Origin of the sequence: Streptacidiphilus anmyonensis (assembly GCF_000787855.1) — a bacterium.
In the GTDB taxonomy this organism is placed as follows: Bacteria; Actinomycetota; Actinomycetes; order Streptomycetales; family Streptomycetaceae; genus Streptacidiphilus; species Streptacidiphilus anmyonensis.
The window spans coordinates 60,141-85,199 of the sequence record NZ_BBPQ01000035.1; the positions used below are offsets into that span (position 1 = coordinate 60,141).

Below are 25,059 nucleotides of genomic sequence, written 5' to 3' on the forward strand. Positions count from 1 at the left end.
CCCCCCGCCCCCCCCGCCCCCCGAGCGCCCCCGCCTCGGCAAGACCACGGAGTTCCAGTGAACGTCATCCCCGCCTATTTCCTGCTCGCCTGCCTGAGCCAGCACCGTATGGGCAGCACCCGCCAACTGCACGACCTGCTCGGCAGCGGCAGGCACATCAACGCCACCCGCCTCCAGCTCCAGGACCTGCGCTCCCAGGGCCTCGCCGACTGTGTCGTCCTCCCGCGCCCCGGCTCGATGCGCCTGTGGTACCTCACCGCCTCCGGCCGCGACGTCGCCGGCTCCCTGCCCGAACTGCGCGACCAGGACCACCCCGCCTTCACGGACACCCCGGCCTCCATCAAGGTCCGCGCCCCGCACACCCTCGCGGTCCTGCGCACCCACCTGGCCTTCCTCGCCGACGCCCGCCGCCACGGCGACGACTACGGCCCGCTCGACTGGAGCCCGGAAGTCGGCCACCGGCTCTCCGAGACCCGCGGCGACGCCCTGATCGCCGACGCCCTGATGCGCTACACCACAACCGACGCCGGCAGCCGCACCCAGCTGCGGGCCTTCATCGAGCTCGACCGCGCCACCATGAGCAGCGAGCGCCTCGCCTCCAAACTCATGACCTACTCCCGGTTCCACGACTACACCCCCGTCGCGATCGCGGCCCGCCGCAGCGGCAACCGCACCGTGGCCCCGCTCCCGGCCTGGCTGCGCCACTACCCGGTCTTCCCCCGGGTGCTGTTCGTCCTGACCGCAGCTTCACGCCCCGTTCTGGACAACCGCATCCAGGACCTGCGGGCCATGGCCGCGGGCAACCCACTGGCCGCGCGGCTCGCGCGCAAGGTCCCACTCGGCGCCGCCGTCCTGGAAGACCTCGAAGCCCACGGGCCCTCAGCGCCGATCTGGACCCCGCTGGCTGGCGAGGACACCTCACCATGGGGGTGGACCGCGCTGTGACCATGCGCACGTACCCGCGGATCCGCCGAGGAGCCATGGCGGCGGACCGCTTCACCCAGATCTCCAACGACCTCTTCCGCGACCCGAGGCTGTCGTTCAAGGCCAAGGGCGTCTTCGGGCTCATCTCCACCCACCGCGACGGCTTCGGCATCACTCCACAGCGCCTGGCCGAGCAATCCACGGACGGCCTGGCGGCCATCAAGACCGGCCTGCGCGAGCTGGAGGCGTACGGCTACCTGTTCCGCCGTCAGGAACGCCGCCCCGACGGCACCCTCGGCGCGTTCGAATACCTGATCACCGACACCCCGGACAGGCCTTCGCCCAGCTCAGAGCCGGTGACGGAAAACCCGCCACCGGCTCCCACCAGCCAGAACAAGCAAAACCGCAGGTCCGGGCCGGTGGTCGATTATCCGCCAGCGGCTGGGCCGCCAGCGGCTGATCAACCCCCTAAGAACACCAACACCAAGAACACCAGCGGCAAGAACACCAACCCGACCTCCCCCCACCTGCCCCCCGCGCAGGACCCAGGCCGCAACGCGGCCGGGAACAGCGGGAGGGCCGGGGCGGAGACCATCACGCCGGAGCAACCCCAGCGGCACAGCCCGCAAGCGCACGGAACGCCGGGACAGGACCTTCTGTGGACCGTCGCCGACGCCGTTGCCGGACTCACCCTCACCGGCACCACCGTGCGGCGCCTGGGAGACAAGGTCGACGAGCTCCTTGGTCGCGGCTGGACCCGCACCCGCATCCTCACCGCGCTGACCGCCGACACCGAAGAGCTCACCCACCCGCGAGGCGCCCTCGCATGGCGCATCGAGGACCTGCTCCAGACCCCGACGCCGCAGAACGCGGAGGCGGCTGCCGCACCGTCCCGCCCGGCCGACCGCGGCGTCCACCGCGAGTGCCCGGGCGACGACGGCCTGTGCGGCCGCCCTCTGACCGTCGGAGAGAGCCTGTGCCACCGCTGCGTTGCAAGGTGAGGCGGACATGGCCCGGATCCCGCAGACCAACCGAAACCGAGTCCGCCGCGCGCGTTGCCCCCACAACGGCGACCCGGCCGCGATACGATCGGTCCACCTCCGGTAGGGCGTGGTGCCCAGTCGGCCGGAGAGTGCGGCCGGGGGAGGAAGCCAACCTCCCGCCGCGGACCCACCGGTCCGCGGAACCGGCCGCTTGCCACGCCCAGGACCCGGTCAGCCGGCTTTGAACTGCCGACGCGCTTGCGTCAACGCGTTCTTCCACTCGTCAAGGGTGCCCCCGGCCGTGTCACCCTGATGCAGCGTCACCGCCGACACCGACGCCCCGTCGGACGCCCGCAGTGCCTCCAGGCAGGCAGTCACGCGGGACCGGCGGCCAGTGACCACCTGGCGGCGGCGCTCGGCCTCCTGCAGCACCAACTGCGTGTCCCACCGCCGACTCCGACTACCTCGCCCAGACCGCGCCTCAGGTGCTGTCGGCTCGCCGATACCGGTGACGAACCCCTGCGAATAGGCGGAGGTGAAGCTCGAGACGTTCGCGAACCCGAGCAGCCGCGCAGCATCTGCCGTGGAGACCGTCTCCTGGCTCGTGTCGACGCCGGCCTCGGTCTCAGGATCCGGGGGAAGCGGACGGGGGCCACCGGTCCCGGGGTTCCCGCTGCCGGTGCGGGTCGCATCCCAGGCGAGAATCCGGTCGCGCCGCCACCGCTTGCGCTCGAGGCCGCCCGGCGTCAGCTCGGTCTGATCGGGGTCAATGAAGTAGCCGGGCTTCTTCGCGTAGGTGTGCACGGTGATCGCGCGCTTGAGATCCAGCAGCACGGCCACCTGCGGCGCCTGGACCGGCTCGGCCATCCACACCTCCACCGCCTCGCGGCCCCAACGCTCGCCGTCGCTGTCGGCTAGTACCGGCACGGGGAACCCAGTCAGCGCGTGCTGGGCCGTCACCCGGCGAAGTCGCTCAGGTGAGACGTGGTAGGCGGCGACGATGTCGTCGAAGCCGATCAGAGCGCTGGCCCTAGGCATAGCGGTGCCTCTCCACGGAGTAGCTCATTGCATAATAGGTATCTTCGGGGTCGCGGGGCAACTCACCGCTTGCCGCCCGCCGGACCCACGCCGGGGACCGGCAGTGCCCAAGAAGCCCGGACTGGTGAGGTTGCCGGTCCTCTGATGCCGCACGGCCGGGGTTGCCCGGGTGATGCGATGGGCTCTCGTTCGTGCATTCCTTTGTCACGGCTCATCAGGGTCAGCTCCTCGCTCCGCGCTCGTGATCCGCTGTCAGCGTGCCGACGGACGGCCTGGCGAAAGGTCGGCGACGTGGATGATCAGGGCGACTCCGGCGTGGTAGCGGGTCGGAGGCGCCGGGCGAGTGATCGCGCTGCCGTCCCAGGTCCGCAACGAGACGCCTGCAAGGCGCTCGTTGATCTCCGGGGCAGATTCCGTGTCAGGTCCGAGGTCGGGACAGGTGCGGAGCAAGCTGACATGCTGGACGTGATCACCAGCATGAGAGGGGCAGCGGGATGCAGTGGCAGGTGCACGGTGAGCGGCCGATCTACGAGAACCCGTGGGTGAACCTCTGGCTGGTCGACGTACAGCAGCCGGACGGGCGCCGCTGGGAGCACCACGTCGTCAAGCTGCGGCACCTTGCCGTCGCCGTCGTGTTGGACGATCAAAAGCGTGTGCTCATGATGTGGCGTCACCGGTTCATCACCGACACCTGGGCGTGGGAGCTGCCCATGGGCCTGATCGAGGAGCAGGACGGCGAAACCCCGGAGCAGGCCGCGGCCCGCGAAGTGGAGGAAGAGACCGGCTGGCGGGTCAAGTCGGTCAAGCCCTTGATCTACGGTCAGCCGGCGAACGGCATTACCGACTCCGAGCACCACGTCTTTCGTGCCGAGGCGGACGTCTACACGGGTCCGCCCACCGAGGTCAATGAAGCCGATCGCGTGGAGTGGATCCCCCTGGCGGACATCCGCGCGATGATCGACCGCCGGGAGATAGTGTCGAGCGGGTCACTGATCGGCCTGCTCTACCTGCTGCTGGACGAGGCGACCAAGAGCTAGGCGAACGCTGCGCGCATCCTGGCCTCGAAAGCGACCACGGGCGCCTCGCCGGCGTGGCCTGCCAGCCTTTGGTGGAACTCGCGGACGTGTGTGGCCACACGGGGCGAGTCGACGCTGGTGACAAGGTCAAGCGCAGTGCCCGCAGTGGCGCAGGCCTGGTCCAGGGCCCCGTTGCGCAACTGTGTCGAGGCCAACCAGAACGTGTGGAACGCACGGCCGCGAGCCTGCTCGTGGTTCTCCCGCCGCAGGCCCTCAGCGATCAGCGGCTCGGCTTTGCCGTGCTCGCCGAGCTGCGCCAGCGCGATGCCGGTGTCCACGACGAGCTTGGTCTCGTCGAAGTACCGCACCCACTGCGGGGCGCAGGCCAGGTCGGCCCGCTCGAAATGCGTGTTCGCCTTCCCGATGGCCCGGTGGCACTCTGTGTGATCGCGCATCATTGCGTGGGCGAAGGCCTCCCGCATGTACAGCATCGCCATCACCAGGTCGGGAGCTGCCGCCCCGCGGGCGGTGTCCTGGGCGGCGGCCGCCAGCGCTGCCGCCTCGCTCGCGTCCCCCTCGTAGGTGGCCTGCAAGCTCATGCACGAGAGCACGTTCGCGGTGAACTGTCGGTCCGTGAGGTCCTGGGCCAGATGCAGGGCCTGCGTGAAGTAGCCACGGGCGGTGCTGTACTGGCGGGCATCGAAGTATGCCCAGCCAGCCAGTCGGGCCAGCTCGGCGGCGACCTCGACCAGGTCGCGACGCAGGGGCCCCTTGTGGGTGCCGGCGATCAGTTGCTGCGCGTAGCGCAGCTGGCCGACGACAGCGGGTCGGAGCGCCGCGCCGCCGTGTTGGTCGTCCTGGCGCCAGTAGCCCTCGATCGAGGACCGCATTGCGGCGAGGGTCGAGCGGGTGACCTGCTCCGCCTGCGCGCTGTGCAGGATCTCGGCCAGGTCGGCGACTTGCCGGGGTGGGGGAGGGGCTGGGGAAGGCGGTGGTTCGGGAGCACTGACGACTGCGGGCGGAGGGATTTCCCAGTGACGCTGTGCGAGCCCGAGCATCGCACCGGGGATGCGCAGGCCGTCGGCCACGCGCTCGATCACGTCGATGTGGGCGAGCCCCCGCTGCCCGCTCATGATCTCTCCGACCCGACTCGGCGTCATGCCGCATAAGGCCGCGATCCGTGCGGGGTAGATCCCAGCGTGCCGCTTCACCAAGGAGAAGACGCTGGTGAAGTCCCGATTCCGGCACGCGGCGATCATCTCGGGCCGGGTCAGGAGGGCCGGCGGCAGCTCGTGAGGTCCGTCCAAGCTCGCCATCGGCAGCGTCTCCTCCGGTAGTTGCACTCAGTGAATAACTGCTGGCGCACTGCAATCGTACCCAGGTTGGGTAATCACGTGGGCCTGCAACGAGATCCAGCCGCCGCGCGAATCTTTCCCACATCAGCCCTGGAGGGGAGGCGGCTCACCGTGGTAGCCGGCCCACAAGTACTGCAGTCTCGCGACACCCGTCCCGACTCAAAGGACAGCGTGGAGATCGGGTCGCCGCCTGCACGGCGGTCCGCCGCGTGTGCACTTCGGTGCAGCAATGAAGCTCCCCGGCAGGCGCGTGGCTTCACCCGTGCCGTGCTCGGCCACTGGGGCGTCACCGGCCAAGCAGAGTACGAGATCCGCGTGATCGTCTCCGAACTCGTCACCAACTCGGTCGTCCACTCGGCCAGCGAGAGCACCTCACTGACGATCACGCTGCTCGGGCGGACGGTGTGCCTGGAAGTCCGGGACACCGGCACGTGGCGCGAACACAAGCCTGATCCCAGCGGCGAACGCGGTCGCGGCCTGTCCCTTGTCCGCCAGCAGGCCACCACCAGCGGCGTGCAGCGAACCCTGGACGGCACCCGTGCATGGGCCCAACGCGTGCTCACCGACGACGAGCTGCCCCACCAGCCACGCAGTGACGAAACCCAAGATCAGCGCGGAGGACGAGACGATGGTGGCGGAACATCTTGAGGTCGTCGCGTCCGATCGGGCAGCGGAAGTGACCACTCGTCCGGTGGGGTTGCTGCCGCGTGGATACGCGACGCCGGAGTGCCGGACCGGTGGGGACCGTTGGCCGGACCTGCACGAGATGTGTCACTGGCCCGGCTACCAGGACCGCGTCCTGGGGTGGGTCAAGGTCCCCTGCGTCTGCGCCTGCCACCAGCAATCCGATGGCCATGAGCAGGAAGCAGGGCCGTGACCTGGGCGGGCGCGGAGCGGTCCGGGGGCGTGTCGCAGCGACACCCACCCGCGCCTTCACGCCCTGTGGCCAGGGTCGTTCACCTGCCACGCCGGAGACCTAGTGGGGAGCAGCGTCCGCTCCTGCGGCTGTCCCTGCCATCAGCCCAGCACGCTCCTGCACCAGCGCGCCCGCGGAGGCTCGCCGGGCACCACCTTGGTGCCTGGCGGCAGTGCACCGTTACCTGCAGAACCCTTTGAGAGGCAAGGAGAGCTCGATGTCCCTTGAGTCGTTGTCCGGCAAGACCGTGCTGGTGACGGGCGCCGGCGGCCTGGTCGGAAGCCGGATTACCGCGAAGCTCCGCGACCTGGGCGCACGGCCGATCTCGGTGTGCAAGCTCGACGCCTACCCGCCCACCGTCTATAGCCAGCAGTTCGGCATCGACACCGGCGGCCCCGACTTCGTGGTGGGGGACATCAGCGAGCCCGGGCTGATGGAGGGGCTGCTGGCAGGTTGCGACTACGTGGTCCACGCCGCCGCGCTCGCGGACGTCGCAGCCTGCACGCGCCGCCCCATCGATGCCATCGGGAACAACATCGTCGGGACCGAACGAGTCCTGGAGGCTGCCGCCGCGAGCAGCAGTGTGCGCCGGCTGGTGTTTGTCTCGTCTGCCAGCGTTTACGGCAACGGAACCTCTGGCGACGCAGGTCCCGGGTTGTTCACCGAGGGCGCCGCGGTGCGTCCGCTGTCGGTGTACGGCAACACGAAGGTGTGGGGGGAGTACCAGACCGCGGCCGTTCTTGGCGCGGCCGGGACCTCGTACGCGGTGGTGCGGTATTTCTCGGTGTACGGGGAGCCGCAGGTCGTCAAGCAGGACAGCCACTCCTGGGTGGTCGCCTGGTTCGCGATGCGCGCTGCCCTCGGGCTGCCGTTGCATCTGAACGGTGGCGGTCACCAGGTCCGCGACTTTGTGCACGTGGACGACGTTGCCGCCGGCACCCTGCGGGCGCTGGTCGCCCCGCAGGCGCACAACCAGACCGTGAATATCGGCACCGGGACGGGGACGTTGATCCGTCAGATCGCCGAGCTGATCCGGATCCGGTACCCGGAGGCCGCGCTCGTGGACACTCCGATGCCGGTCGGCGACCCCGAGGGCGGGTACGCGGACATCTCGCGCATGGAACAGGTGCTCGGGTGGCGTCCTGGCATCAGCGTGGTGGAGGGCGTTCGCCGCTACACCAGTTGGCTGGACCGGACCCCAGAGGCGATCCCGGCGTGGATGCGCGACGAACGCGCGGCCTAGATCACCGGAGGCCGGCCGAGCCGGGCCAGCTTCCACACGGTGCGCCAGCGCATGGGCTTGCGCGGGCCGCAGGGGGTGCGCCAGCCCTCGGCGAAGCCCTGGAACCACACCTTCAGCCCCGCCAGGTCGCGGGTGCGGGCCCCGGTGAGCGCCACCCACACCCCGAGGTAGACCGGGACCAGGGCGGCGGGCAGGTTGCGGCGCGCGAGGTAGACCCGGTTGCGGGCGTTGACCCGGTAGAAGAACGCGTGCCGGGTCGGCGAGGTGCGCGGGTGCTGCAACAGCAGCTGCGGTGCGTAGAGCACCTTCCATCCCGCGTCCAGGGCCCGCCAGGCCATGTCGGTTTCCTCGTGCGCGAAGAAGAACGCGTCCGGCCAGTCACCGACCTGCGCGAGCATCGGCTGCGCCAGCACGTGCGCGCCGCCGAGGAACGTCGTCACGTAGCCGCCGCGCATCGGGTCACCGGCCCGCAACCGGGGCACATGGCGGCGCTGGGTGACATCGGTCTCGTCCGCGATCCGGAAGCTCACGATCCCAAGCCTCTCGTCAGCCGCGAACAGCTCCCCGATCCGGGTGAACACCTGGTCGTCGACGAGCAGCCCGTCGTCGTCCAGATCCAGCACCAGATCCACGTCCCGCAGGCGCTCCAGCGCGGCGTTCCGCCCGCCAGTCACCCCCAGATTCTCTGGCAGCTCCACCGTCTCGACCCACTCGGGCAGACCGTCCAGCCGACACCCGTTGCCGACCACCACGGTCCGCGCAGCCGGTGCCTGCTGCGACCGGACCGACTCCAGCAGCGCGGCCAGCTCCTTCGGCCGCGTGCCCATCGTCACGACCGCTACGCCCAGCTCCACGTACCCAACCCATCCCAAGGAGACCGATGCCTTCAACAGCGGCACAGCCTAACCGGACGCTGCGCCACCTCGCCGTCACCGGTGCCCTCCCCGACCGGCAGCGGATGGACCGGGAAACCCTCGACTGGATCGAGGGCATGCGGCCCTCGTTCCTGGCCACAGCGCCGCGCTGGGCCCGCCACGCGACGCCGCTGGTGCTGGCAACCGGCTGGTTCGCCGACCCGGACCAGGCCGACGGCATCCACGGCGTGCGGCATGGCGCTCGTGTCGCCACCTTCGCCGGGCTCCTGGCCCGGCAAGCCAGCCTGCCGTGGGATACCGCCGGTGCGCTGCGCCTGGCGGCTGCCGTCCACGACTGCCGCCGCCTCGACGACCGCACCGACCCCGGCCACGGCCGCCGTGCCGCCCACTGGCTCACCGAGCACGCCACCGAGGTCACAGCCCAGCTCGCGATCGAGACCACGCCGCAGCGGCTCGGGGAAGCCGCGGCAGCGGTCGCCCTCCACGACGTCCCCTACTGCAGGTTCACACCCGCCCAGGAGGCCGACTACGCCCGCGCCCGGCAGTTGACGGACCTGCTCAAAGCGGCGGACTGCCTGGACCGCTACCGGCTGCCGCGCGCCGACTGGTGGCCCGACACCTCCCGGCTCCGCATCGAGGTCCCGGCATGGCTGTCCCGGTTCGCGTTCGACGCCGTGGTCCGCAGCGAACGCGCGCGCCTGAACGGTGCCACCAACCACGCCTCCGTCAATCGCAAGCGCTGAAAGAGGGGGAACGCTCCGTGCTCACCGAATGGGACCGCGTCCACGCCGACTACAGCCCGCACCCCACCACCCGGCCCACGCCCCGTGGGCTCGCGGCGACCGAGCACGACTGGCGGCAGCACCTCGCACACGACACCCCCGGCGGGTGGCTCCTGCACAGCAGCTCGATGCTGCAGACGCTGGCGAGCGGGCAGCGGATCTACCTCATGCACACCACCCCCGTCCTCGACGCCATCCGGGACAGCGGCCAGCTCTACCAGGCGGCCGGCTGCCTGGTCGGGAGTCTGTACTGCGCACCGCTGTTCCCCGAGCCCGACGGCCTCCGCCCCCACAACCTCGGCTCCTACCTGCTCCAGACCAAGCAGGACCGCCAACCCCTGATCTTCGAGATCACCCCCAGCGCCCCCACCCCACTCAAGGGCCTGGACTACCTGCACCTGGGCCGCATCCACCTACGCACCTACCAGGATCACCAGAGCTTCCTCACGGACACCGAGCACGCCTGGCTCCAGCAGGCCGCGGTGCAGCGGGTCCAGGCCGCGGCACCCGTGCTGGACCTGCTCCTCACCAACGCGCGCCGCCCCACGACCGCCGCCGGCCAGTTCATCGACCGCCTCGCCGCCGCGATCCCCGCGTTGCCGTTCCTGGGCTACCTGTACTTCGAGGTGCTGTCGGAGTACCTGATGCTGCACTCCACCAGCCGCGAGACGAAGGCCCTGGCCGAGAGCGGCGAGCTGAACAACCTGCCCCCTAAACGCCTGGCGTTCAACGCGGTCACGTCGATGGACCGGCTGTTCGACCTCGCGCTCTTCCAGCCCGGCCACGCCGCGCTGCTGGAACTCATCGAGCACATCGAACCCGGCCTCGCCGCGGGCGCCGCCGCATACACCCGGGACCGCCTGTCCCACCTGTTCACGTGCATCGCCCTCGACCCCACAACCGACGCCGGCGCGGTGACGTTCCAGCAGGTCACCGACTTCCCCGCCCTGGCCGCACTGTCGCCCGGGCTCGCCGGTCAGCTGATCTTCCGCCAGCTGCGAACCAGTCCCCGCTACCCGCAGCTGTTCCCGGTCTTCGAACAGGCCAAAGCCCTGGGAGCGTGCGGCTACTGGAACACCACCGGCATCGCGACCCCGTTCAACGGCACCATCCCCAAGGGCGAGATCGGCATCAACCTGTCCTACCCCCACTGCGGCTACCGGGCCTGGACCGCCGACATTAGCCCCAACGGAATGCTCCACGCCGTCGACGAGCTCGACGTGACCTTCATCCCGCGCCTGACCGATCTCCGCTACACCGCCCTCGGCTACGCCCACTTCACCCGCCAGCCCGCACCCCTCCCCGCCCAAGCCTCCTGAAAGGCCCTTCTCATGCGCATCGTCCTGCTCGGCGGCGCCGGATACCTCGGCTCCGTCGCCGCCCAGCACCTCGCCCAGCTCGGCCACCACGTCACCGTCGTCGACGGACTGATCTACCTGCGCGACGACGACCCCCACCGGCTTCTGCCGGCCGGATGCATCTTCGCTCCTGCCGACCTGCGCGACCCCGACGCCCTGCGCCGCGCCAGCCAGGGAGCGGACGCCGTGGTGCACCTCGGCGGCCTGGTCGGCGAGCCCGCGTGCGCAGTGGACGAACCGCTTGCCGTGGAACTCAACTACGCCTCCCCGATCCTCGCTCACGAGGCCGCCACCCGCGCGGGTGTCCCGCACTACGTGTTCTTCTCCTCCTGCAGCGTCTACGGCAGCCGCGAAGGAACCGTCACCGAGGACACCCTTGCCAACCCGCTCGGCATCTACGCCCGCACCAAGGTCCTTGCCGAGCGACGCCTCGCGGCCATGACCACAGCCGACCAACACCTCACGGTGCTGCGTCTGGCGACCGTCCACGGCCGCTCGCCGCGCCAGCGCCTTGATTCCGTCGTGAATCGCATGACCGCGCACGCGCTCTCTACCGGCCGCATCCCCCTCAACGGCGGCGCGCAGCGTCGCCCCCTGGTCCACGTCGGCGATGTCGCACTCGTCCTCGCCCGCGTCCTCACCACCGGCAAGGGGCAGCGGACCTTCAACGTGGGCTCCGACCGGGAGAACTACACCATCGCCGACATCGCCACCACTGTCGAACAGGTCGTGCCCGGTGCCCGCATCGACCGCGGCCCCGAGCGCGACGAGGCCGACGCGCGGGACTACCGCACCAGCTTCGCCCGGCTCGCTGACGCCTTCCCCGATCTGGTCCCGGCCACGCTGGAACACGGCGTCCGCGAGGTCGCCGAAGCCGTCGCCACCGGGCAGCTCGGTGAGCCCGACTTGCCCGAGTACGACAACTACCGCGGGCTGATCGCATCGCGCGACACGGGGCGCATCAGTGTCCTCGGCTCCCCGGAGTGCAAGCGCCTCCACGACGAGTACGCCACCACCACCTGGAGCACCCTGTGACCGACACGAGCACGCTGCCGTTCCTGCCCTGGAACCGGCCCTCGATCGGGGACGAGGAGATCGCGGAGGTGACCGACACCCTGCGCTCCGGCTGGCTCACCCACGGCCCGAAAGCCGCCCGCTTCGAGGAAGTCGTGCGCGACGCCCTCGGCGTCGAAGACGCCTTTGCGGTGTCCTCCTGCACCGCCGCCCTGCACCTGGCGTTCCTCGCCGCCGGCATCGGTCCCGGCGACGAGGTGATCACGCCCAGCCTCACGTTCTGCGCGGCCCCGAACGCGCTGCTCCAGACCGGCGCGCGCCCGGTCTTCGTGGACGTGGAGCCGGTCACCTACAACATCGACCCGGCCGCCACTGAAGCCGCGATCACCGAGCACACCAAGGCGATCGTCGTCATGCACTACGGCGGCCACCCCTGCGACCTGCTCGCCTTTCGCAAGCTCGCCGACGACCACCAGCTGCTGCTCATCGAGGACGCCGCCCACGCCCTGCACGCCAGCCGCGACGGCCACCGCGCGGGCAGCGTCGGCGACCTCGCGGCCTTCAGCTTCTACGCGAACAAGGTCATCACCACCGGGGAGGGCGGCATGCTTGTGGGCCGTGCCGACCTGGTGCAGCGCGCCCGGCTGCTGGGCAGGCACGGGCTCGACTCCTCGGTCTGGCAGCGCCACGGAACCCGCAGCACTGCCCACTACGAGGTCACCGCGCCCGGCCTCAAGTACGTCATGCCGGACGTCACCGCCGCCCTCGGCGTCCAGCAGTTCCGCAAGCTCGCCGCGTTCACCTCCCGCCGCGCCGAGATCGCTGGCACCTATGCCAGCGCCCTCACCGGCCTGCCCGGACTCGCGCTCCCCGCGGTGCTCCCTGGGGTCGAGCACGGCTGGTTCCTGTACTCCGTGTTCATCAGCGACACCGCACCCTTCACACGGGACGAGGTTGCCAAGCTCCTTAAGGACCGCCACCACATCGGGACCAGCCAGCACTTCCGGCCTGTCCACGAACTCGGGATCTACCGCCAGGACCTCGAACGCCGCCTCGCCGTCACAGAAGCTGCAGCGCGGCAGCAGCTGTCCCTACCCTGCTACCCCGACATGACCACCCAGGAGGTGGACCGAGTGATCGACGCGCTTCGCTCCATCCGGTGGACGGACTGACGGACGGTCGAGACGATGGTGGGGGTTGCCAGCCACCTGGCAATCCCCACCATGCGGGACGGGCAGGGAGTTGCGATGACGACGATGGTTCCGGCGACCGACTTCGCCGCGCGCCTGCCCCGGCACGTGGTGTCGGCGTGCACGCTCATCACCGACCCGGACAACCGGATCCTGATGCTGCACCAGGCCCACGGGTATCCCGGGCATCCGGCTTGGTGGCAGCTCCCGGGGGGCCTTGCCGACTTGGGGGAGAAGCCGCACGAGACCGCGATGCGCGAGTCCGGCGAGGAGAGCGGGATCTTCCTGCCTGCGGTGCCGCGACTGCGCGTCGTCGACTACCGCACTTCGGAGGACATGGACGGCTGGCCACCGGTGATCGACTTCTGCTTCGACGCCGGACGCTTCCCCGTGGACACCCAGGTCGTGCTGAGCGCGGAGCACGACGAGGCCGCGTGGCGCTCCTTCGAGGAGTGGCAGCCGCACCTTCAACCCGAGCAGAAGCCCTGGTTCGCCGCCGTGTGGCGGGCCCGGCAGGCCGGGACGGTGCTGCACCTCAACGACGGCCAGGAGCCGTAACCCCGCGCTCCTGGCTGAGCGTCCGGCGCAGCGATCGGTCGCCGGACGACCTGCCGCTCGGCCGCGCCTCACGGCGTGACGTCGCGGGCTGTGTAGGCGAGCAGTTCGTTCAGTGCGGCCTCGTTGGACGCCGGAGGCTTCTGCTGCCGGCGTCGGAGCGTCTCGAGCGTGGTGGCGGTCACGGTGCGGGCCTGTTCGGCCAGGTCGGCCTCGAGAGAATTCGCGTCGCCGTCGACCGTGCGGCCGGTGATGACGATGTCGCCGAAGAGCTCGTAGTCCAGGGTGAGGCCGCGCCAGGCGCAGGCCAGGGTCCAGGCGGGCAGGTTCGATGGCAGGCCTTCGCCGGTGCCGTTCCCGTGGATCCATAGCAGCGCCTCGCGGTGGTGGACGGCCCGGTCGGGGGAGCCGGCGAGGAGGCGGCGGATCTCGGAGTGGTGTCCGTCGTCGGAGAGCTCGACGCTGCGGGTTTCGCCGAGCGTGGTGATCACGATGGCGCGCATGGGCTTCTCGATTTTGGCTCGTGGAGTCGTCGGTACAGAGGGTTATGGGAGCGCGCCGGGGTCACCAGTTCGGTAACCACCGCGGCGTCCGGCGGTCACGGATCGGCTGCTGCGGCGCTGGTTACTTCGGGCGGTGCGGGCCGCTGACCTGCACTGGTGACCTGGTGCGAGGTCACCAGTTCTGCTTGGGCTCAGTCGACGAGGCCGGTGTGGTGGGCGTGGGCGCGTTCGGCCAGTGCTTGGTAGGCGATCGCTGCGGGGGTGGCGTCGAAGCGGGCGAAGACCCATTCAACGAGGATCTCCTCGCGGCTCGCGCCGGGTACGGCGGGGACGCCTTCCGCGGCGGCGTGCTCGGCGAGCTGCTGGTCGCTCCAGCTGGCGGCCTGGGTGCGGGTGTGGGTGCGGACGTCTTCGAGGGCCTGGCAGTACAGCGGGTGGCCTTTCGCGAGCAGGGCGCGCAGCCCGGCCGGGTTGGTCAGCTTCTCGGCCTGGGCGGCGAGGTCGAGCAGGGCGGTGGCGGTGTCGGCGGACATGGGGTTGATCCTCCTTCATGCCGGGCGGCGCCTGGGCGTGGTTTCGACTGGCGGGCCCCGGAAGCCCTCCGGGGCCCGGCGGTTGGGTGGTGGTCAGGTCAGGGCCTGGCCGATGTGCTGGACGTCGAGGGTGAGGGCGACGCGGGGGATGCGGTCCTCGCCGGTGTAGGAGCGGTGGGCGATGGTCCCGACGATCAGGACGTGGGATCCGGGTGTGAGGGTGGCGGCCGCATGGCGGGCGGCGTCTCCGCGCAGTGTGCACACCAGCACCGACGCGGTGACCTCGCCGATGACGGGCGGGGTGTCGGGGGTGAGGAGCAGTCGGGCGACGGGGCCGTCCTCGCCCTCGCGCAGCACCACGGGCCGGCTGACCGCGCCGGTGAGCACCTGCGGCCGGGACTCGATCCGGGTGGCCAGGCGGGCCCCGGTGCCGAGGGCCGGCGGCGGTGGTGTGCCGGGTGCGACGTCCTGCTCGGCCTGGTGCAGCGCGGCCGCGACCGCGCCGCGCAGCTGGGCGACGCGCTCGGCCCGCCGCACGGCGGACCGGTCGGTTCGGGCGAGGGCGTGCTGGTGCTGCTCGGCGACGTCGAGTTCGGCTTGGGTGTGGCGTAGGACGGCGCGGATGCCGTGGCGGCGCGTGATCCGGCTCCACGGGTGCCTTCCGGCTTCGGTGCTCTGCTCGGTGAGGGCCAGTTGGACCCCGGCCCATCCACCGTCGGCGGCCGGATGCAGGGCGACGTCGAGGCAGACGCTTACGCGCGGGTCATGGACCGGGGAGTAGCGGTAGGCGCGCAGGCCGGGGAAGGCGCGGGCCAGTGCGCTGCGCAGCGCGGCCGCGTCGGGGTCGGCTGCGGTGCGGCGTAGCTCGGCCAGGTGCAGGGCGAGGACGGCGAGCACGGGGACGGCTCCGTCGCCTCCCGACGCGGGTAGCGCGACGGCGAGGTCGGCGGTGATGGCGCGGCGGTCGGTGACGCGCGCATGGACGACAAGCCACGCGGCGGGTGTGGCGGGCATGGGTCCTCCAGTTGGCGATTTAATAATAGTTAACATACTTCGTGCGGTCCAGGGGGTTTCCGAACTTCACCAGTGGAGCCGACGGGAACTCAGTCCTCGTCTTCGCCTCGGCAGGTGGGTGTTGGGGCCGCGCTGGAGTCGCCCTCCGGCGCGGCGCAGGGGTGGTCAGTTGGCGGGAGCGCGGGTGACGTTGATCGTGCGGGGGGTGCGGGAGCGGCTGTCGCGCTCGGGCACTGCGACGCCTGCGGCCTTCAGTTGCGCGGTCATCGCGGAAAGGTCCGGGGTGGTGGGGATCGGGAGCCCGGCCTCTCGGAAGAGGCGGAGCATGGCCTCGGTGTCCGGCTCGCGCTTGGCGTTGCCGCCGGTCCAGGTGAGTTGGTGGTCGCCGTAGATGCCGGGCGGGGAGGCGTCGAGCTTCGCCCGGGCGAGCTTGCGGATGTGGCCGCCTCGGCTTTCCAGTTGCTGGCCGCGTTCGTAGTCGGCCAGCGCGGTGGCGCGGTCGGCGTCGTCGCGGACCAGGACGCTCTGCGGGGCGGCTCCTGGCGGGTCGGCAGGAGGCCAGCACCGGGTGCGGAACGGGCAGTGGTCGCATGTCCCGTCCAGGCCAGGCCCGTCGAAGTCCCGTAGGGCGGTGTCGGGGTCCTCGAAGCCGCGGACCTGCTCGACCCACCAGCGGGCGTGTTCGGCGGCGCGCTCGTCGTAGCGGAACGTCTGAGTGTGCTCCGCGCCGTTGTCGCGGTTGACGAAGCGGAAGCGCAGCGTGCGGACGGGGATTGGTCCGAGCCGGGCCAGGTGCCGCTGCCCCTTCACGTTCTCGAATCCGGCCGTGCGCAGTAGTCGGGCGTAGGTGTAGATCTGGCGCAGCTCGGCAGCCGTCGCCCCGTACTTGAGCACCCGGTCCCACACGAACGTCGACTTCGTCTTCAGGTCCTCCACCACCACGCCCTGCTCCGGGCTGGCGGTCGCGTGGACGCGGGGACGGTGGCGCTCGGGCAGGCGACGCGCGGTGGCCTCGTCGAACTGCACGGCGTCGATGTGACCGCGGATCCACTCGTCGGCGACGCTGCGCTCGACCTGCCACCGGTAGCGTGTGCGGGCGGCGGAGAGCAGGCCCTCGTGGATGTAGGTGCCCAGGATCGCCATGCGCTTGTCGGCGTCGTCGGTCGGAGCGGTGCCGGCGAGGATGTAAGCGGCGCGGCGCTGGCAAACAGTGTCGGACGCGCCGAGCTGCGTCTGCCGGGAGCGGGGGCGGTCGGCGTCGACCTCGTGTGCGGCCTCCCAGATGGAGACCGGCGCGACGGTGGCGATGGACATGGTGCGCTGTTCCCTTCAGGACAGAAGCGGGTGGCGCGGCCGGTGCGCGGGCCGCGCCACCTCATGGATGCGGGGTCAGGACCCCTCGGCGTCGGCGTCGGCGGGGGCCTGGGCGCGCTGGGCGGCGGCACGGAGCTTGTCCGCATCGCTGGCCGGGTCGGCCAGTTCGCTCGGCGGGGCCTCCAGCTCCTCCTTGCGCAGCCGGATCGCGGCCTGGACGACGGCGGCCTCCTCCCGGGTGAGGCCGGACTTCTCGGGCGAGGTCTCGCGCCACAGCGCCTTGAGCGCTTCCACGTCGCCGGTCTGCGAGACACGGCCCAGCCACGGCCGGGTGCGGTCGGCGGCCAGGGCGGTGACCTGCCTCGGCTGGGTGTCCACGGAGCAGCCGAGCCGCGTGAAGATCAGGTCCTCGACGTCCAGCTTCGGGAGCGTCAGCGGCTTGCCCGGCTCCACCCGCAGCCGCAGCGACCGGGTCTTGATCACCTGCGGCTGCTCCTCACGGCGCAGCCGCACCCACAGCGAGCAGTCGAACCCCAGGTCCCTCTGCGCCTGGACCTTCCACGCGGTCATCACCTTGTTGCCGCGCTTGACCGGCCTGCCGTCCTCGTCGATCGCGGTCACCTCCCGGCCCCGGGCGGTGACGATGACGATGCCGGGGAACGTCTGGAGCAGGTAGAGGACCTGCTGCCAGCGCTCGTTGGCGTCGTTCCACAGGTTCATCGCGACCTCGATCGGCGCGTCCGGGTCGGCCGCGAGGGTGCGGGCGTTGGACCGGCTGCGCCGGGCGCGCTCGTGGGTCCAGGTGGTGAGCATCCGCCACAGCGCGGTCGCGGTGTCCAGTACCAGTACCACGGGCGGCGCCTTCGCGGCGGCGGCGCGGCGGGCCTCGGCGTGGACGGCCTCGATCTGCTCGCGGATGTCGCGGAACGTCCCGTCGTGGTCGACGATCTCGAACCGCGCCCCGTCGATCGCGGCGTACTCGTCCGCCGACCCTTCGGCCAGGTCGACCCAGTAGGTGGGCCCGATCCGCCTGGAGGCGGAGAACTTCGCGGCGGCGTAGGTCTTGCCCGCGCCCTCCTCGCCCTCGATGAGAAGGAAGGGCCAGGGCACCAGCCCGGTGGGCTTTCGGGTCTTGAGCTTCACGGTCATCTCGGATGCCTCCTCGTGGCAGTCGGTGGTTGCGTCCGGCCGGATCTGGCCGGACGCGGGGGACGGGAAGTCAGGTCGATTCGCCGGTGCGCGCCGTCCGGCCCGGCCGGGATGCTTCGGTGGGCGGGGAGGGGCGGGCTGTCCGGTGCGGCTGTGCGCGCAACGCGGCGGATTCGCCGGGGGTTCACCGGCCCCGCATGGGTGGCGCGAGGACGTGGGCGAGCAGCCGCAGCGCCGCCGGCCTTTCAGTGATGTGCTGGGCGGCGGCTGCGAGCGCGGACCGGGTGGCAACGTGGCCGCGCGCTGCGTTGTCCAGGACTTCAGCGGCGATCACAGCGGGAGCCGAATCGGTCGGAGCGTCGTCGGGGAAGGCCAGGGCCAGCGGGCGCTTCTCGTCGCGGGCGAGGTGGAGCAGGAGCGAGACGTCGGTGTGGCAGGGCATCAAGGTCTCCGGGAGCGTTGCCGCCCGGCCGCGAACTGGTTGCGGCCGGGCGGAGCAGAGAGGTGGGAGGCGTCAGCAGCAGCGGGCCGTGCAGCCGTCGTCGCCGAGGACGGGCAGGCGCGTGGCCAGGTGCGGCAGACGCCGGGGCGCTCGGGCGAGCGCGAGCGTGACCTGTCGCTCCAGGTGCGCGAACTCGGGCGTCTGGTCGGCCAGGACGATGCCGGGCGCGGGAGCGCCGGGCCTGCTGGACCAGGCGATGAGCTGCGCCATGGACCAGTCGGGGCGGAAGGTGTCGCCGCGGGCCTGTTCGACGTGGGCGATCAGCGCTGCGAGTCGGGGGCGGCGCGCGACGCCGAGCAGCAGGTCACGGCGGGACGCGAGGAAGCACAGCGAGCACGAGCTGCGGCTGGTGCCCTGCCAGTCGTCCGCGCCGGGCCGGGAGTCGTAGGTCCAGTGGTGCGCCATGCCCGTTGCGGTGTGCAGGGCACGGACGTCGTCCTTGGTCCAGTCCTTGACGGGGCACCACTCGTCCACGTGCCGCACCCCGTTGCGGTGGACGTGGCGGTAGGCGGGGCGCTTCGCGCGGTCGCGGGACTCCTGGGCGCGCAGCCCGAGGACCTTCAGGCGTCGCACCGGACGGCGCAGCTTCACCGCCCTCGAGCTGTCGGCCCAGGCCGAGCGTGACTTTCAACTGGCTGATGACGGGGGTGAAAGCGGCTTCTTCGACGGCCTCTTTGAACTGGCGGGTGCAGTAGCGGGTGCCCAGGCGCGGGAACCGGCCGTAGGCGGCGGTGTAGGCGAGCAGGTCGTAGACCACCGGGGTCGCAGCGCTCGTGTGCTTCGTCCCGACAAGATGCCGGTCCGTGGGCACACCGCAGAACAGGCTCTGCGCCGCCGCCATCCCGGCCGCGCCCGGGTGCACCACGCCCGCGCGGTCGTGGACGTCCGGCCACTCGGCCACACCGAGCGTCGCGTGGAAGGTCCACACCCGGTCGGAGACGCCGGCGGCGTCGGCGGCGTGCATCAGCTCGTGCAGCACGGCGAAGGAGTCCGCGCCGCCGGACAGGTTGGCGCTGATCACGTCGTAGTCGGTCAGGTCGGGCACCAGCGCCCGGGTGACGGTGCCGATGGGCACCAAATCGGGCGGGCTGCTGTGGTCGGTCATTCGGCATCGGCTCCGCTCCATGGGGGCTCCAGGCCGTGCGGCGGCCCGGAGCGTGGTGGGTGTCGGTCAGCGGTCGCGCTGCGGCGGGATGTGCGGGCGCTTGGCGGGGTCCGGCTTCTGTGGCGGGCAGGGGCGCTGGTGCGGGATCTTCGGGATGACGGGCTCGTTGTCCGGGTTCGGGCTGGTCATGGTTGTGCGTGTGCGGGTCACGGTTGCTCCTGGGGTCGTTTGGGTCAGTCGGGGATGCGCTCGGCGCGCAGCAGCAGCGGGCCGGTGGGGATCAGGGCCGCGCCGCGCCGGTGTGCGAGCGCGGCGGGCTTCTGGGCGAGGCGCCACGCCTCGGCGCGGGCCTGGCGTGCGGTGTCGGCGCGGACGCGGAAGGTCTGCTCGCCCTTGCGCTGGTCGCGGGGGCGGCGGAAGGGGATGGTGACCAGCCACAGCGACAGGTCGTTGCGGGACGGGGCCACGGGGTGTCTCCTGTGGTGCGTGCGCCCCGGCCGGGTGCGCGCGGGCACGGCGCGGGCGCGGGGCTGGTGGGGGAGCAGCGGGGCCGCCGCCGTGTTCGGCGGCGGCCCCGTCTGCGGTGCGGGGGAGTTGGGCCGCTCAGGCGGCCGTGGCGAGCTTGGTGCGGGCGGTGGCCGGGCCCTTCGGCGCGCCCTTGGCGGCGGGCTTGAGCACCGGGCCGGTGATCTCGGCCTCGACCTCGGACAGGGTGTAGCCCTCAGCGGCGAGCAGCCGCAGCCACTCCTTCACCCGGGCACTCCCGCTCTCCCACGCGCGGTCGCCCATGTCGAACTCGACGACGGCGGCGACGTGGGCGAGCACCAGGTTCGCGGTGCGGCGGCCCTTCATCGCCTTCGTGACCGCGCCCTGGAACGGCTTGTTCCACCGGCCGGTCTTCGGCTCGGGCACACCGAGGAACCCGGCGGCGTAGGCGAGTTCGCCCTTGTCCGCGTAGCGGCTGCTGCCCTCGCTCTGGTGGAGCAGGTGGGACAGGCAGAACAGCTGCACCGCCTCGGAGACCTTCGGCCGCGCGACCAGCTCGGCGATGAACTTGTGCCGCACCGGTCGGGCGTCACGCCAAGCCCGGTTGTGCGCGACGACGCTCGCGTGACGGGCCTTCTCCTGCTCGCTGCGCGGCTTGCCGGCCTTCTTCGGCACCTTGTGCCCGTGCGCGACCGGGTCCAGGCACAGGAACACCGCCTCGCCCGTGGCCCTGTCGATCCGGGCCGCGTGTCCGGGGCAGCCGGCGTGCTTCTCCGGCAGGACCGGCCCGCCCAGCTGCGTGCGCAGCTCGGACAGCTCCCGGTCCTTCGGCCTCTCGCCGTAGCCGCTGTAGTACGGCTGCGGGTTCACGATCTTGACCTTCGCCGCGCCCAGCTCCGCGCGGACGGCGGCGGCGCGCTCGATCACCCCCAGATCGCCGCGCAGCCGCGACATCGCATGCTCCCAGTGGCCGCGCCCGCCGTCGCGCTCGTCGTCCCTCTTCGCCTGGTCCAGCACGGCGGTCGCGTTCGGCACCTTCTCGACCTCGACCAGGTCGCCCATCTGCTCCAGGTCGTAGCCGGACGCGGTCGCGGTGGTCAGCGACTTCGGGGTCAGCTTGCGGGCGCGCTGCGCGGCGGCGACCTGGTCGGGGGTCAGTCCGAGCGCGTTGGCGGCGCGGTTGCGACGCTCGATGTCGTCGTCGGTGAGCAGGGAGAGCTGGGCGACGGCGTTGACGTCGTCGCGGGCGGTCATCGCCTCGCGGTGCTTGTTCTCGACCAGCGACAGCAGGACGGCCTCGGCCTCGTCGTCGATCACGTCGAGGATCGCGGGCACCATCCGGACCGGCTGCTTCCTCTCGCGTGCGGCCTTGGCGGCGGCCTTGGCAGCGAGTGCGCGGCGCTGTCCCTTGAACACCCAGAACTCACCGTCGGGGCCGGGGCCGCGCACGCCGATCGGCTCCCGGACGCCGATCTCGGCGACGGACTGGAGCAGTTCAGCGCTGGGCTGCGGGTTGTCCTTGCGGACATTGGCGGGGTCGACCACGAGGCGGTCGGGGTGGACCTCGATCAGCGTCCCGATCGCGGCGGGGCGGGTCTCCTCGGCGCGAGCGGCGGTCTCGGCCGCCTCAACCTGGGGGTCGGTGCTGCTGGTGGTGCTGGCCACGGTGGGCCTCCTTCGCGTGGTGGTTCGTCGTGCCCGGGGTGCCAACCCCTGACAGATTCTATAATAGGTAACTAATTGGGCGGGGCCACTGAGTTTCCGTGGCCCCCTGACCTGCGGTGATTCCGCGTCAGCTTGGCTTAGGGAGCGCTGAGCGCGGGGCCTTCATGGTCAGAACTCGCCGATGACGCGCAGGCGGACGTCCCAGCGTCCCTGCCGCACCTGGCACAGCGCGGTCGCGGTGGCCCCGCGCAAGTCGTCCTCGTAGTCGTGGTCGATCCACGCGAGGGTCCGGGCTTCGGCTTCCTCCGGGCTGTCGGCGTCGATCTCGAAGCGCTCTCCGCGTAGGTCCCGTCGTCGGCGATCGTGTCGGGTCCGGCCTTCTCGGCGTTCCAGCGGTGGGCGGGAACCGCAGGCATAGCGGTCGGGTAGCGGGTGGGCATCGGTCCTCCTCGGGTCAGCGCCTGTGCGTGCGGGCGCACGGCCGGGTAGCTGTCAGGGCGAATCCGCGGCGGCGCAGCGCCTTCTGCGTGAGCCGGATTCTGCGTGCGTCAGCCGGGTGTCCGGCGCTGCCGCGCAGCCGCAACTGCGCATCCGGCCGGACGACCCAGCCGATCGGGCGCAGCACGGGTGCGACCATGCCGGGCGGGTGCGGGCAGTCCAGCACCGTTCCGCCGTCCCGGCTGGGGGTGAGCGTCAGCACAGCTGCTCACCCCCACCGCACCCGCCCTCGGGGAGCGTGCCGGTGCCGGCGGTCTTCGGCGTCCGGGCGCTCCGGGTGAGCGCGCGGCGCAGCTCAGCTTCGTGTTCGTCGGCCCTCGCGCCGTGGACGCTCTCGTACGCGGCCGGGTCCAGGGCGTCCGTGTCCCCGAACAGCGACAAGGCGGTCTGTGGAAAGGCCCGGATGAACAGCCGCATGTACAGGCAGAACGCCGAAGGGGCGAGCGGGGCCTTGAGCGCCGTCTCCAGCAGGGCGGCGATCATCTCGGCCGTCGTCGCGGGCCGGGTGTCCTCGCCCCGCGCGAACCGGTCGAGCAGTTCGGCGGCGTGGGAGCGGTACAGCATCTCGCACGTGTAGGTCCGGTCCAGGGTCGGGCGCACGAGGGTGAATCCCGCGCGCCAGATCGGCCCCCGGCCCGTCTCGCCGTGGCGGTGCTGGGCCTTCTCGATCTCCTCCTCGGCCCAGTCGAAGACGGCGAACAGGGACGTGGTCTCGGCCAGGGCCTGGCAGATGCTTTCAACAGTCGCGGTGGTCATGGTGGTTGCCCTTCTTAGTGGGGTGTCGGTGGTACCAGCCCGGATGGCCAGGTCGGGGCAGCGTGCCCGCAGGTCGGGTCCTGCGGGCACGACGCGGTGACGCGCGTGGTGGAGCGCGGGCGGATCAGGCGGTGGGGGTGAGCCGGATCGCGGCGCCCTCGGCGTAGACCTTGATGACCCCGGCAGCGTCGACCGTTGCGACCGCCCCGTCGGGGCAGCAGCCGGTCTCAGACAGCAGCTTCTGGACCATGTGGGCGCGGGCGAGATCCGGGAGCGGCTGCCAGGCGTGCCGCGCACCGGCGACGACGAGTGCCGAATCCCAGCCGTCGCCGGTAAACGTCGCGGCCCAGTCGACCGGAGCGCCGGGCACGAGCGTGCGGGCGTCCGGCACGGCGGTGAAACGGATACGGCTGTGCCCGTACCGGGCGGGGCCGGTGACCGTGACGTCCTGGGCGGTACGGACGACGACGGTTCCGGGGGCCATCAGGGCAAGCGCTTCGGCCACGTGCGCGGCGGGCATGTGCCCGTCCGGGTCGGCGAACGGATGCCGGGTCCAACCGCTGCCGTCGCTTACCTCCATACGGAACAGGGCGTGCCCGGCGGCGTCGCCGAGCCAGGACGCGGCCCAGCGGGCCCGCTCGTCCACGACGTCTTCAGGGGTGGGGCAGGGGCCCGGCGTGCGGGCGAGCATCAGGGACACGGGAACTCCTCGTGGAGGGTGGGGACGGTCCGGCGCGGGGGCGCGCCGGACCGGCGGGCAAGCGTGCGCGCTCGGCCGCGCGGAGGCCGCCGGCTCGACGAACTCGTTCGGACACGGGCACGTGGGCACGCTCGTGACGGTGGTCCGGGTGGCGGGGCGGTGCTCGGTCATGGGATCGGGTCCTTCCGGGGAGGGGCCACCCGGTGGGGGCGGCCCCGGAGGGTTCAGGGGCGGGGGGTGAAGCGGAAGACCCGGTCGCGGGAGTAGAGCTTGAGCACTCCGGCGCGCACGCTGGCGGCGTCGGCGGGCAGTCCGTGCAGGGCGTCTCGGAGCGCGGGGGCGGACGCCCAGCCGGGCTCGGTCTTCCAACTGCTGTCCGGTGCGGTGAGCGCGGCGGTCGCGCCGTTGAATTGCTCCGCCCATGCGATGCGGTCGCCGACCGGGAGCGGCTGGCAGTCGGCCACCGGGGTCCAGCGGAAGCCAGGCCCGGAGACGGTGCCGTCCGTGGCCCACTGCACGGGCGTGCCGTTGCGCAGCCTGGCGAGCGTGCGGGCCATGGTGAACGCGGACGTCTCGCCGTCCGGGTCGGTCAGCTGCGCACGCTGCCAACCGTCCTCGGTCAGCTGCTCGCCCCGGAACCGCATGGCCGGGGCGTGACCCAGCCAGGACGCCACCCAGTCGGTGCGGGCCTCCCCGGTGCGCGTGTGCGGGTACGGGCCATACGGGCCGAACTGCGGGTGGATGTCGGCGGCCTGGTTGTCCAGCACCCGCAGCAGCGGTTCCCGCTCCTCGCTCTCCTCGGGGGCCTCGACCGGCTCGGCTGCCGGGGTGGGTTCGGGCGTGGCCGGTGCCTGGGACGACTGCTCCGCCATCGCCAACAGCTCGTCCACCATGCGCAGCAACTCGGCCTGGGCAGAGGTGATGCGCTCGCGGGTGAAGCGCAGTTCGCGCACCTGGCGGCGCTCCATCGCCCCCAGCCGGTGCAGGTTCGTGCGGGCCTGGTCGGCGCGCTGGCGCAGCGCCTCCAGGGGCGTGATCTTCGGGCGCGGGCCGGGGCACTCGTCGGCGCCGTGGCCCTGCCGCATCGTCTTGGCGGTGCCGGGACCGTGCTGGTCGCACTCCGGGACCGCGCGCACCGGGTCGATGAGTCCGCACGCCTCCTGCGGGCACGGGCACGCGTCCTCGATCTCCGTGTCTCCCCACGCGCGCCCGATGTGGCTGCCGGGGAATTCAGGTGCGGCGTGCGGGCGCTCTGCGCCGTTGTCGTCGGGCTCCTCCAGCACCGGGGCGGGAGCGCTCTCCTCTGCGCGCTCCGGCTCCGGCGCGGCCGGGGGCTCGACGCCGGCGTCGGGGCCGGGCCCGACCTCGGGCCGCTCCTCCGGGGCGTCGGCCGGGGCGGACTCCTCGACCGGCGCGGCCGGGGCGGGCTGCTCGGCGTCGTCGGCGGGCGCGGGGGCCTGCTCGGCGGGGACCGGGAGCGGCTCCCCGAGGGCCCATGCGAGTACGTCGGCGGCGCGCTGGCTCATCGGGTTACCGGCGGTGGGGGAGCGGTGATCGGTCATGTGGGGTGCCTCCTGGGCAGGGC

27 protein-coding genes are annotated in these 25,059 nt (G+C 71.8%); 10 read left to right on the forward strand and 17 right to left on the reverse strand.

All coding sequences use genetic code 11. The annotated features are described in order from the left end of the window. Positions 1 to 57: 57 nt before the first annotated feature. Both TR50_RS25910 and TR50_RS49170 read left to right on the forward strand, forming a co-directional pair. Entirely contained in the window at positions 58 to 945 is an 888-nt protein-coding gene (locus TR50_RS25910; protein WP_042426712.1) for a replication-relaxation family protein, read from the forward strand. A 2-nt stretch (positions 946 to 947) separates the two neighbouring features. Further along, positions 948 to 1,925 (forward strand): hypothetical protein, encoded by a 978-nt coding sequence (locus TR50_RS49170; protein ID WP_236654597.1) that lies wholly within the window; start codon positions 948 to 950, stop codon positions 1,923 to 1,925. Between the two features lie 213 nt (positions 1,926 to 2,138). Here the strand turns inward: TR50_RS49170 and TR50_RS25920 are convergent, their stop codons facing one another. Beyond that, positions 2,139 to 2,867: a hypothetical protein gene (locus TR50_RS25920; protein WP_160311187.1), complete on the reverse strand. Its 729-nt coding sequence runs from the start codon at positions 2,865 to 2,867 to the stop codon at positions 2,139 to 2,141. Between the two features lie 572 nt (positions 2,868 to 3,439). Here TR50_RS25920 and TR50_RS25925 point away from each other — a divergent pair. Next, positions 3,440 to 3,982, forward strand: coding sequence for an NUDIX hydrolase (locus TR50_RS25925; protein ID WP_042426720.1), 543 nt, complete (start codon positions 3,440 to 3,442; stop codon positions 3,980 to 3,982). Here TR50_RS25925 and TR50_RS25930 read toward each other — a convergent pair. Beyond that, entirely contained in the window at positions 3,979 to 5,277 is a 1,299-nt protein-coding gene (locus TR50_RS25930; protein WP_042426722.1) for an NsdA family TPR-like regulatory protein, read from the reverse strand. The two genes, TR50_RS25925 and TR50_RS25930, sit on opposite strands and share 4 nt — an antisense overlap. 210 nt (positions 5,278 to 5,487) lie before the next feature. Here TR50_RS25930 and TR50_RS47025 point away from each other — a divergent pair, with 210 nt between their 5' ends. Further along, positions 5,488 to 5,964: an ATP-binding protein gene (locus TR50_RS47025; RefSeq protein WP_269084812.1), complete on the forward strand. Its 477-nt coding sequence runs from the start codon at positions 5,488 to 5,490 to the stop codon at positions 5,962 to 5,964. Between the two features lie 485 nt (positions 5,965 to 6,449). Further along, on the forward strand, positions 6,450 to 7,475 hold the full coding sequence (locus TR50_RS25940; RefSeq protein WP_042426724.1) for an NAD-dependent epimerase/dehydratase family protein: 1,026 nt from the start codon (positions 6,450 to 6,452) through the stop codon (positions 7,473 to 7,475). On the opposite strand, the gene TR50_RS25945 is transcribed toward TR50_RS25940, so the two are convergent. Further along, positions 7,472 to 8,302 carry a glycosyltransferase family 2 protein gene (locus TR50_RS25945; RefSeq protein ID WP_042426726.1) on the reverse strand — a complete coding sequence of 277 codons (831 nt, stop codon included), beginning with the start codon at positions 8,300 to 8,302 and terminating at the stop codon, positions 7,472 to 7,474. The genes TR50_RS25940 and TR50_RS25945 overlap by 4 nt on opposite strands. A 53-nt stretch (positions 8,303 to 8,355) precedes the next feature. Here TR50_RS25945 and TR50_RS25950 point away from each other — a divergent pair, with 53 nt between their 5' ends. The 5 genes from TR50_RS25950 (at position 8,356) to TR50_RS25970 (ending at position 13,252) form a co-directional block, all read left to right on the forward strand. Then, positions 8,356 to 9,093 carry an HD domain-containing protein gene (locus TR50_RS25950; RefSeq protein WP_236654594.1) on the forward strand — a complete coding sequence of 246 codons (738 nt, stop codon included), beginning with the start codon at positions 8,356 to 8,358 and terminating at the stop codon, positions 9,091 to 9,093. 17 nt (positions 9,094 to 9,110) lie between these two features. Continuing rightward, on the forward strand, positions 9,111 to 10,451 hold the full coding sequence (locus TR50_RS25955) for a hypothetical protein (protein ID WP_042426731.1): 1,341 nt from the start codon (positions 9,111 to 9,113) through the stop codon (positions 10,449 to 10,451). 12 nt (positions 10,452 to 10,463) lie between these two features. Beyond that, on the forward strand, positions 10,464 to 11,525 hold the full coding sequence (locus TR50_RS25960) for an NAD-dependent epimerase/dehydratase family protein (protein WP_042426733.1): 1,062 nt from the start codon (positions 10,464 to 10,466) through the stop codon (positions 11,523 to 11,525). Beyond that, positions 11,522 to 12,676, forward strand: a complete 1,155-nt coding sequence (locus tag TR50_RS25965) for a DegT/DnrJ/EryC1/StrS family aminotransferase (RefSeq protein ID WP_042426737.1) — start codon at positions 11,522 to 11,524, stop codon at positions 12,674 to 12,676. The genes TR50_RS25960 and TR50_RS25965 overlap by 4 nt, the downstream gene beginning before the upstream one ends. 75 nt (positions 12,677 to 12,751) lie before the next feature. Continuing rightward, positions 12,752 to 13,252 carry an NUDIX hydrolase gene (locus tag TR50_RS25970; protein ID WP_052441326.1) on the forward strand — a complete coding sequence of 167 codons (501 nt, stop codon included), beginning with the start codon at positions 12,752 to 12,754 and terminating at the stop codon, positions 13,250 to 13,252. A 68-nt stretch (positions 13,253 to 13,320) separates the two neighbouring features. Here TR50_RS25970 and TR50_RS25975 read toward each other — a convergent pair whose 3' ends face one another. The 14 genes from TR50_RS25975 to TR50_RS48205 form a co-directional block, all read right to left on the reverse strand. Next, complete coding sequence (locus tag TR50_RS25975) at positions 13,321 to 13,752, reverse strand: hypothetical protein (RefSeq protein WP_042426740.1); 432 nt, start codon at positions 13,750 to 13,752, stop codon at positions 13,321 to 13,323. A gap of 191 nt (positions 13,753 to 13,943) precedes the next feature. Next, positions 13,944 to 14,285 (reverse strand): hypothetical protein, encoded by a 342-nt coding sequence (locus TR50_RS25980; protein ID WP_042426743.1) that lies wholly within the window; start codon positions 14,283 to 14,285, stop codon positions 13,944 to 13,946. A gap of 93 nt (positions 14,286 to 14,378) precedes the next feature. Continuing rightward, the gene (locus TR50_RS25985) at positions 14,379 to 15,299 is read right to left on the reverse strand and encodes a single-stranded DNA-binding protein (RefSeq protein ID WP_042426746.1); all 921 of its coding nucleotides are present in this window, start codon (positions 15,297 to 15,299) and stop codon (positions 14,379 to 14,381) included. A 165-nt stretch (positions 15,300 to 15,464) separates the two neighbouring features. Beyond that, complete coding sequence (locus TR50_RS25990) at positions 15,465 to 16,613, reverse strand: PD-(D/E)XK nuclease family protein (protein ID WP_042426748.1); 1,149 nt, start codon at positions 16,611 to 16,613, stop codon at positions 15,465 to 15,467. A 75-nt stretch (positions 16,614 to 16,688) separates the two neighbouring features. After that, positions 16,689 to 17,762, reverse strand: coding sequence for an AAA family ATPase (locus tag TR50_RS25995; protein WP_052441327.1), 1,074 nt, complete (start codon positions 17,760 to 17,762; stop codon positions 16,689 to 16,691). A gap of 184 nt (positions 17,763 to 17,946) precedes the next feature. Further along, entirely contained in the window at positions 17,947 to 18,204 is a 258-nt protein-coding gene (locus TR50_RS26000) for a hypothetical protein (protein WP_042426750.1), read from the reverse strand. Between the two features lie 72 nt (positions 18,205 to 18,276). Next, on the reverse strand, positions 18,277 to 18,837 hold the full coding sequence (locus TR50_RS49175) for an adenine nucleotide alpha hydrolase family protein (protein WP_236654595.1): 561 nt from the start codon (positions 18,835 to 18,837) through the stop codon (positions 18,277 to 18,279). Between the two features lie 598 nt (positions 18,838 to 19,435). Further along, positions 19,436 to 19,579, reverse strand: a complete 144-nt coding sequence (locus tag TR50_RS47030; RefSeq protein WP_160311188.1) for a hypothetical protein — start codon at positions 19,577 to 19,579, stop codon at positions 19,436 to 19,438. Between the two features lie 23 nt (positions 19,580 to 19,602). Continuing rightward, entirely contained in the window at positions 19,603 to 19,836 is a 234-nt protein-coding gene (locus tag TR50_RS26010) for a hypothetical protein (RefSeq protein ID WP_042426753.1), read from the reverse strand. 136 nt (positions 19,837 to 19,972) lie between these two features. Continuing rightward, positions 19,973 to 21,520, reverse strand: a complete 1,548-nt coding sequence (locus TR50_RS26015) for a ParB/RepB/Spo0J family partition protein (RefSeq protein WP_052441328.1) — start codon at positions 21,518 to 21,520, stop codon at positions 19,973 to 19,975. 454 nt (positions 21,521 to 21,974) lie between these two features. Continuing rightward, the gene (locus TR50_RS26020; RefSeq protein WP_042426755.1) at positions 21,975 to 22,220 is read right to left on the reverse strand and encodes a hypothetical protein; all 246 of its coding nucleotides are present in this window, start codon (positions 22,218 to 22,220) and stop codon (positions 21,975 to 21,977) included. Beyond that, positions 22,214 to 22,774 (reverse strand): hypothetical protein, encoded by a 561-nt coding sequence (locus tag TR50_RS26025; RefSeq protein WP_042426758.1) that lies wholly within the window; start codon positions 22,772 to 22,774, stop codon positions 22,214 to 22,216. The genes TR50_RS26020 and TR50_RS26025 overlap by 7 nt, the downstream gene beginning before the upstream one ends. A 124-nt stretch (positions 22,775 to 22,898) precedes the next feature. Then, positions 22,899 to 23,474: a hypothetical protein gene (locus TR50_RS26030; protein ID WP_042426761.1), complete on the reverse strand. Its 576-nt coding sequence runs from the start codon at positions 23,472 to 23,474 to the stop codon at positions 22,899 to 22,901. Between the two features lie 224 nt (positions 23,475 to 23,698). Beyond that, a complete protein-coding gene (locus tag TR50_RS48205) occupies positions 23,699 to 25,036 on the reverse strand; it encodes a hypothetical protein (protein ID WP_042426764.1) in 1,338 nt (445 codons plus the stop codon). Positions 25,037 to 25,059 lie beyond the last annotated feature (23 nt).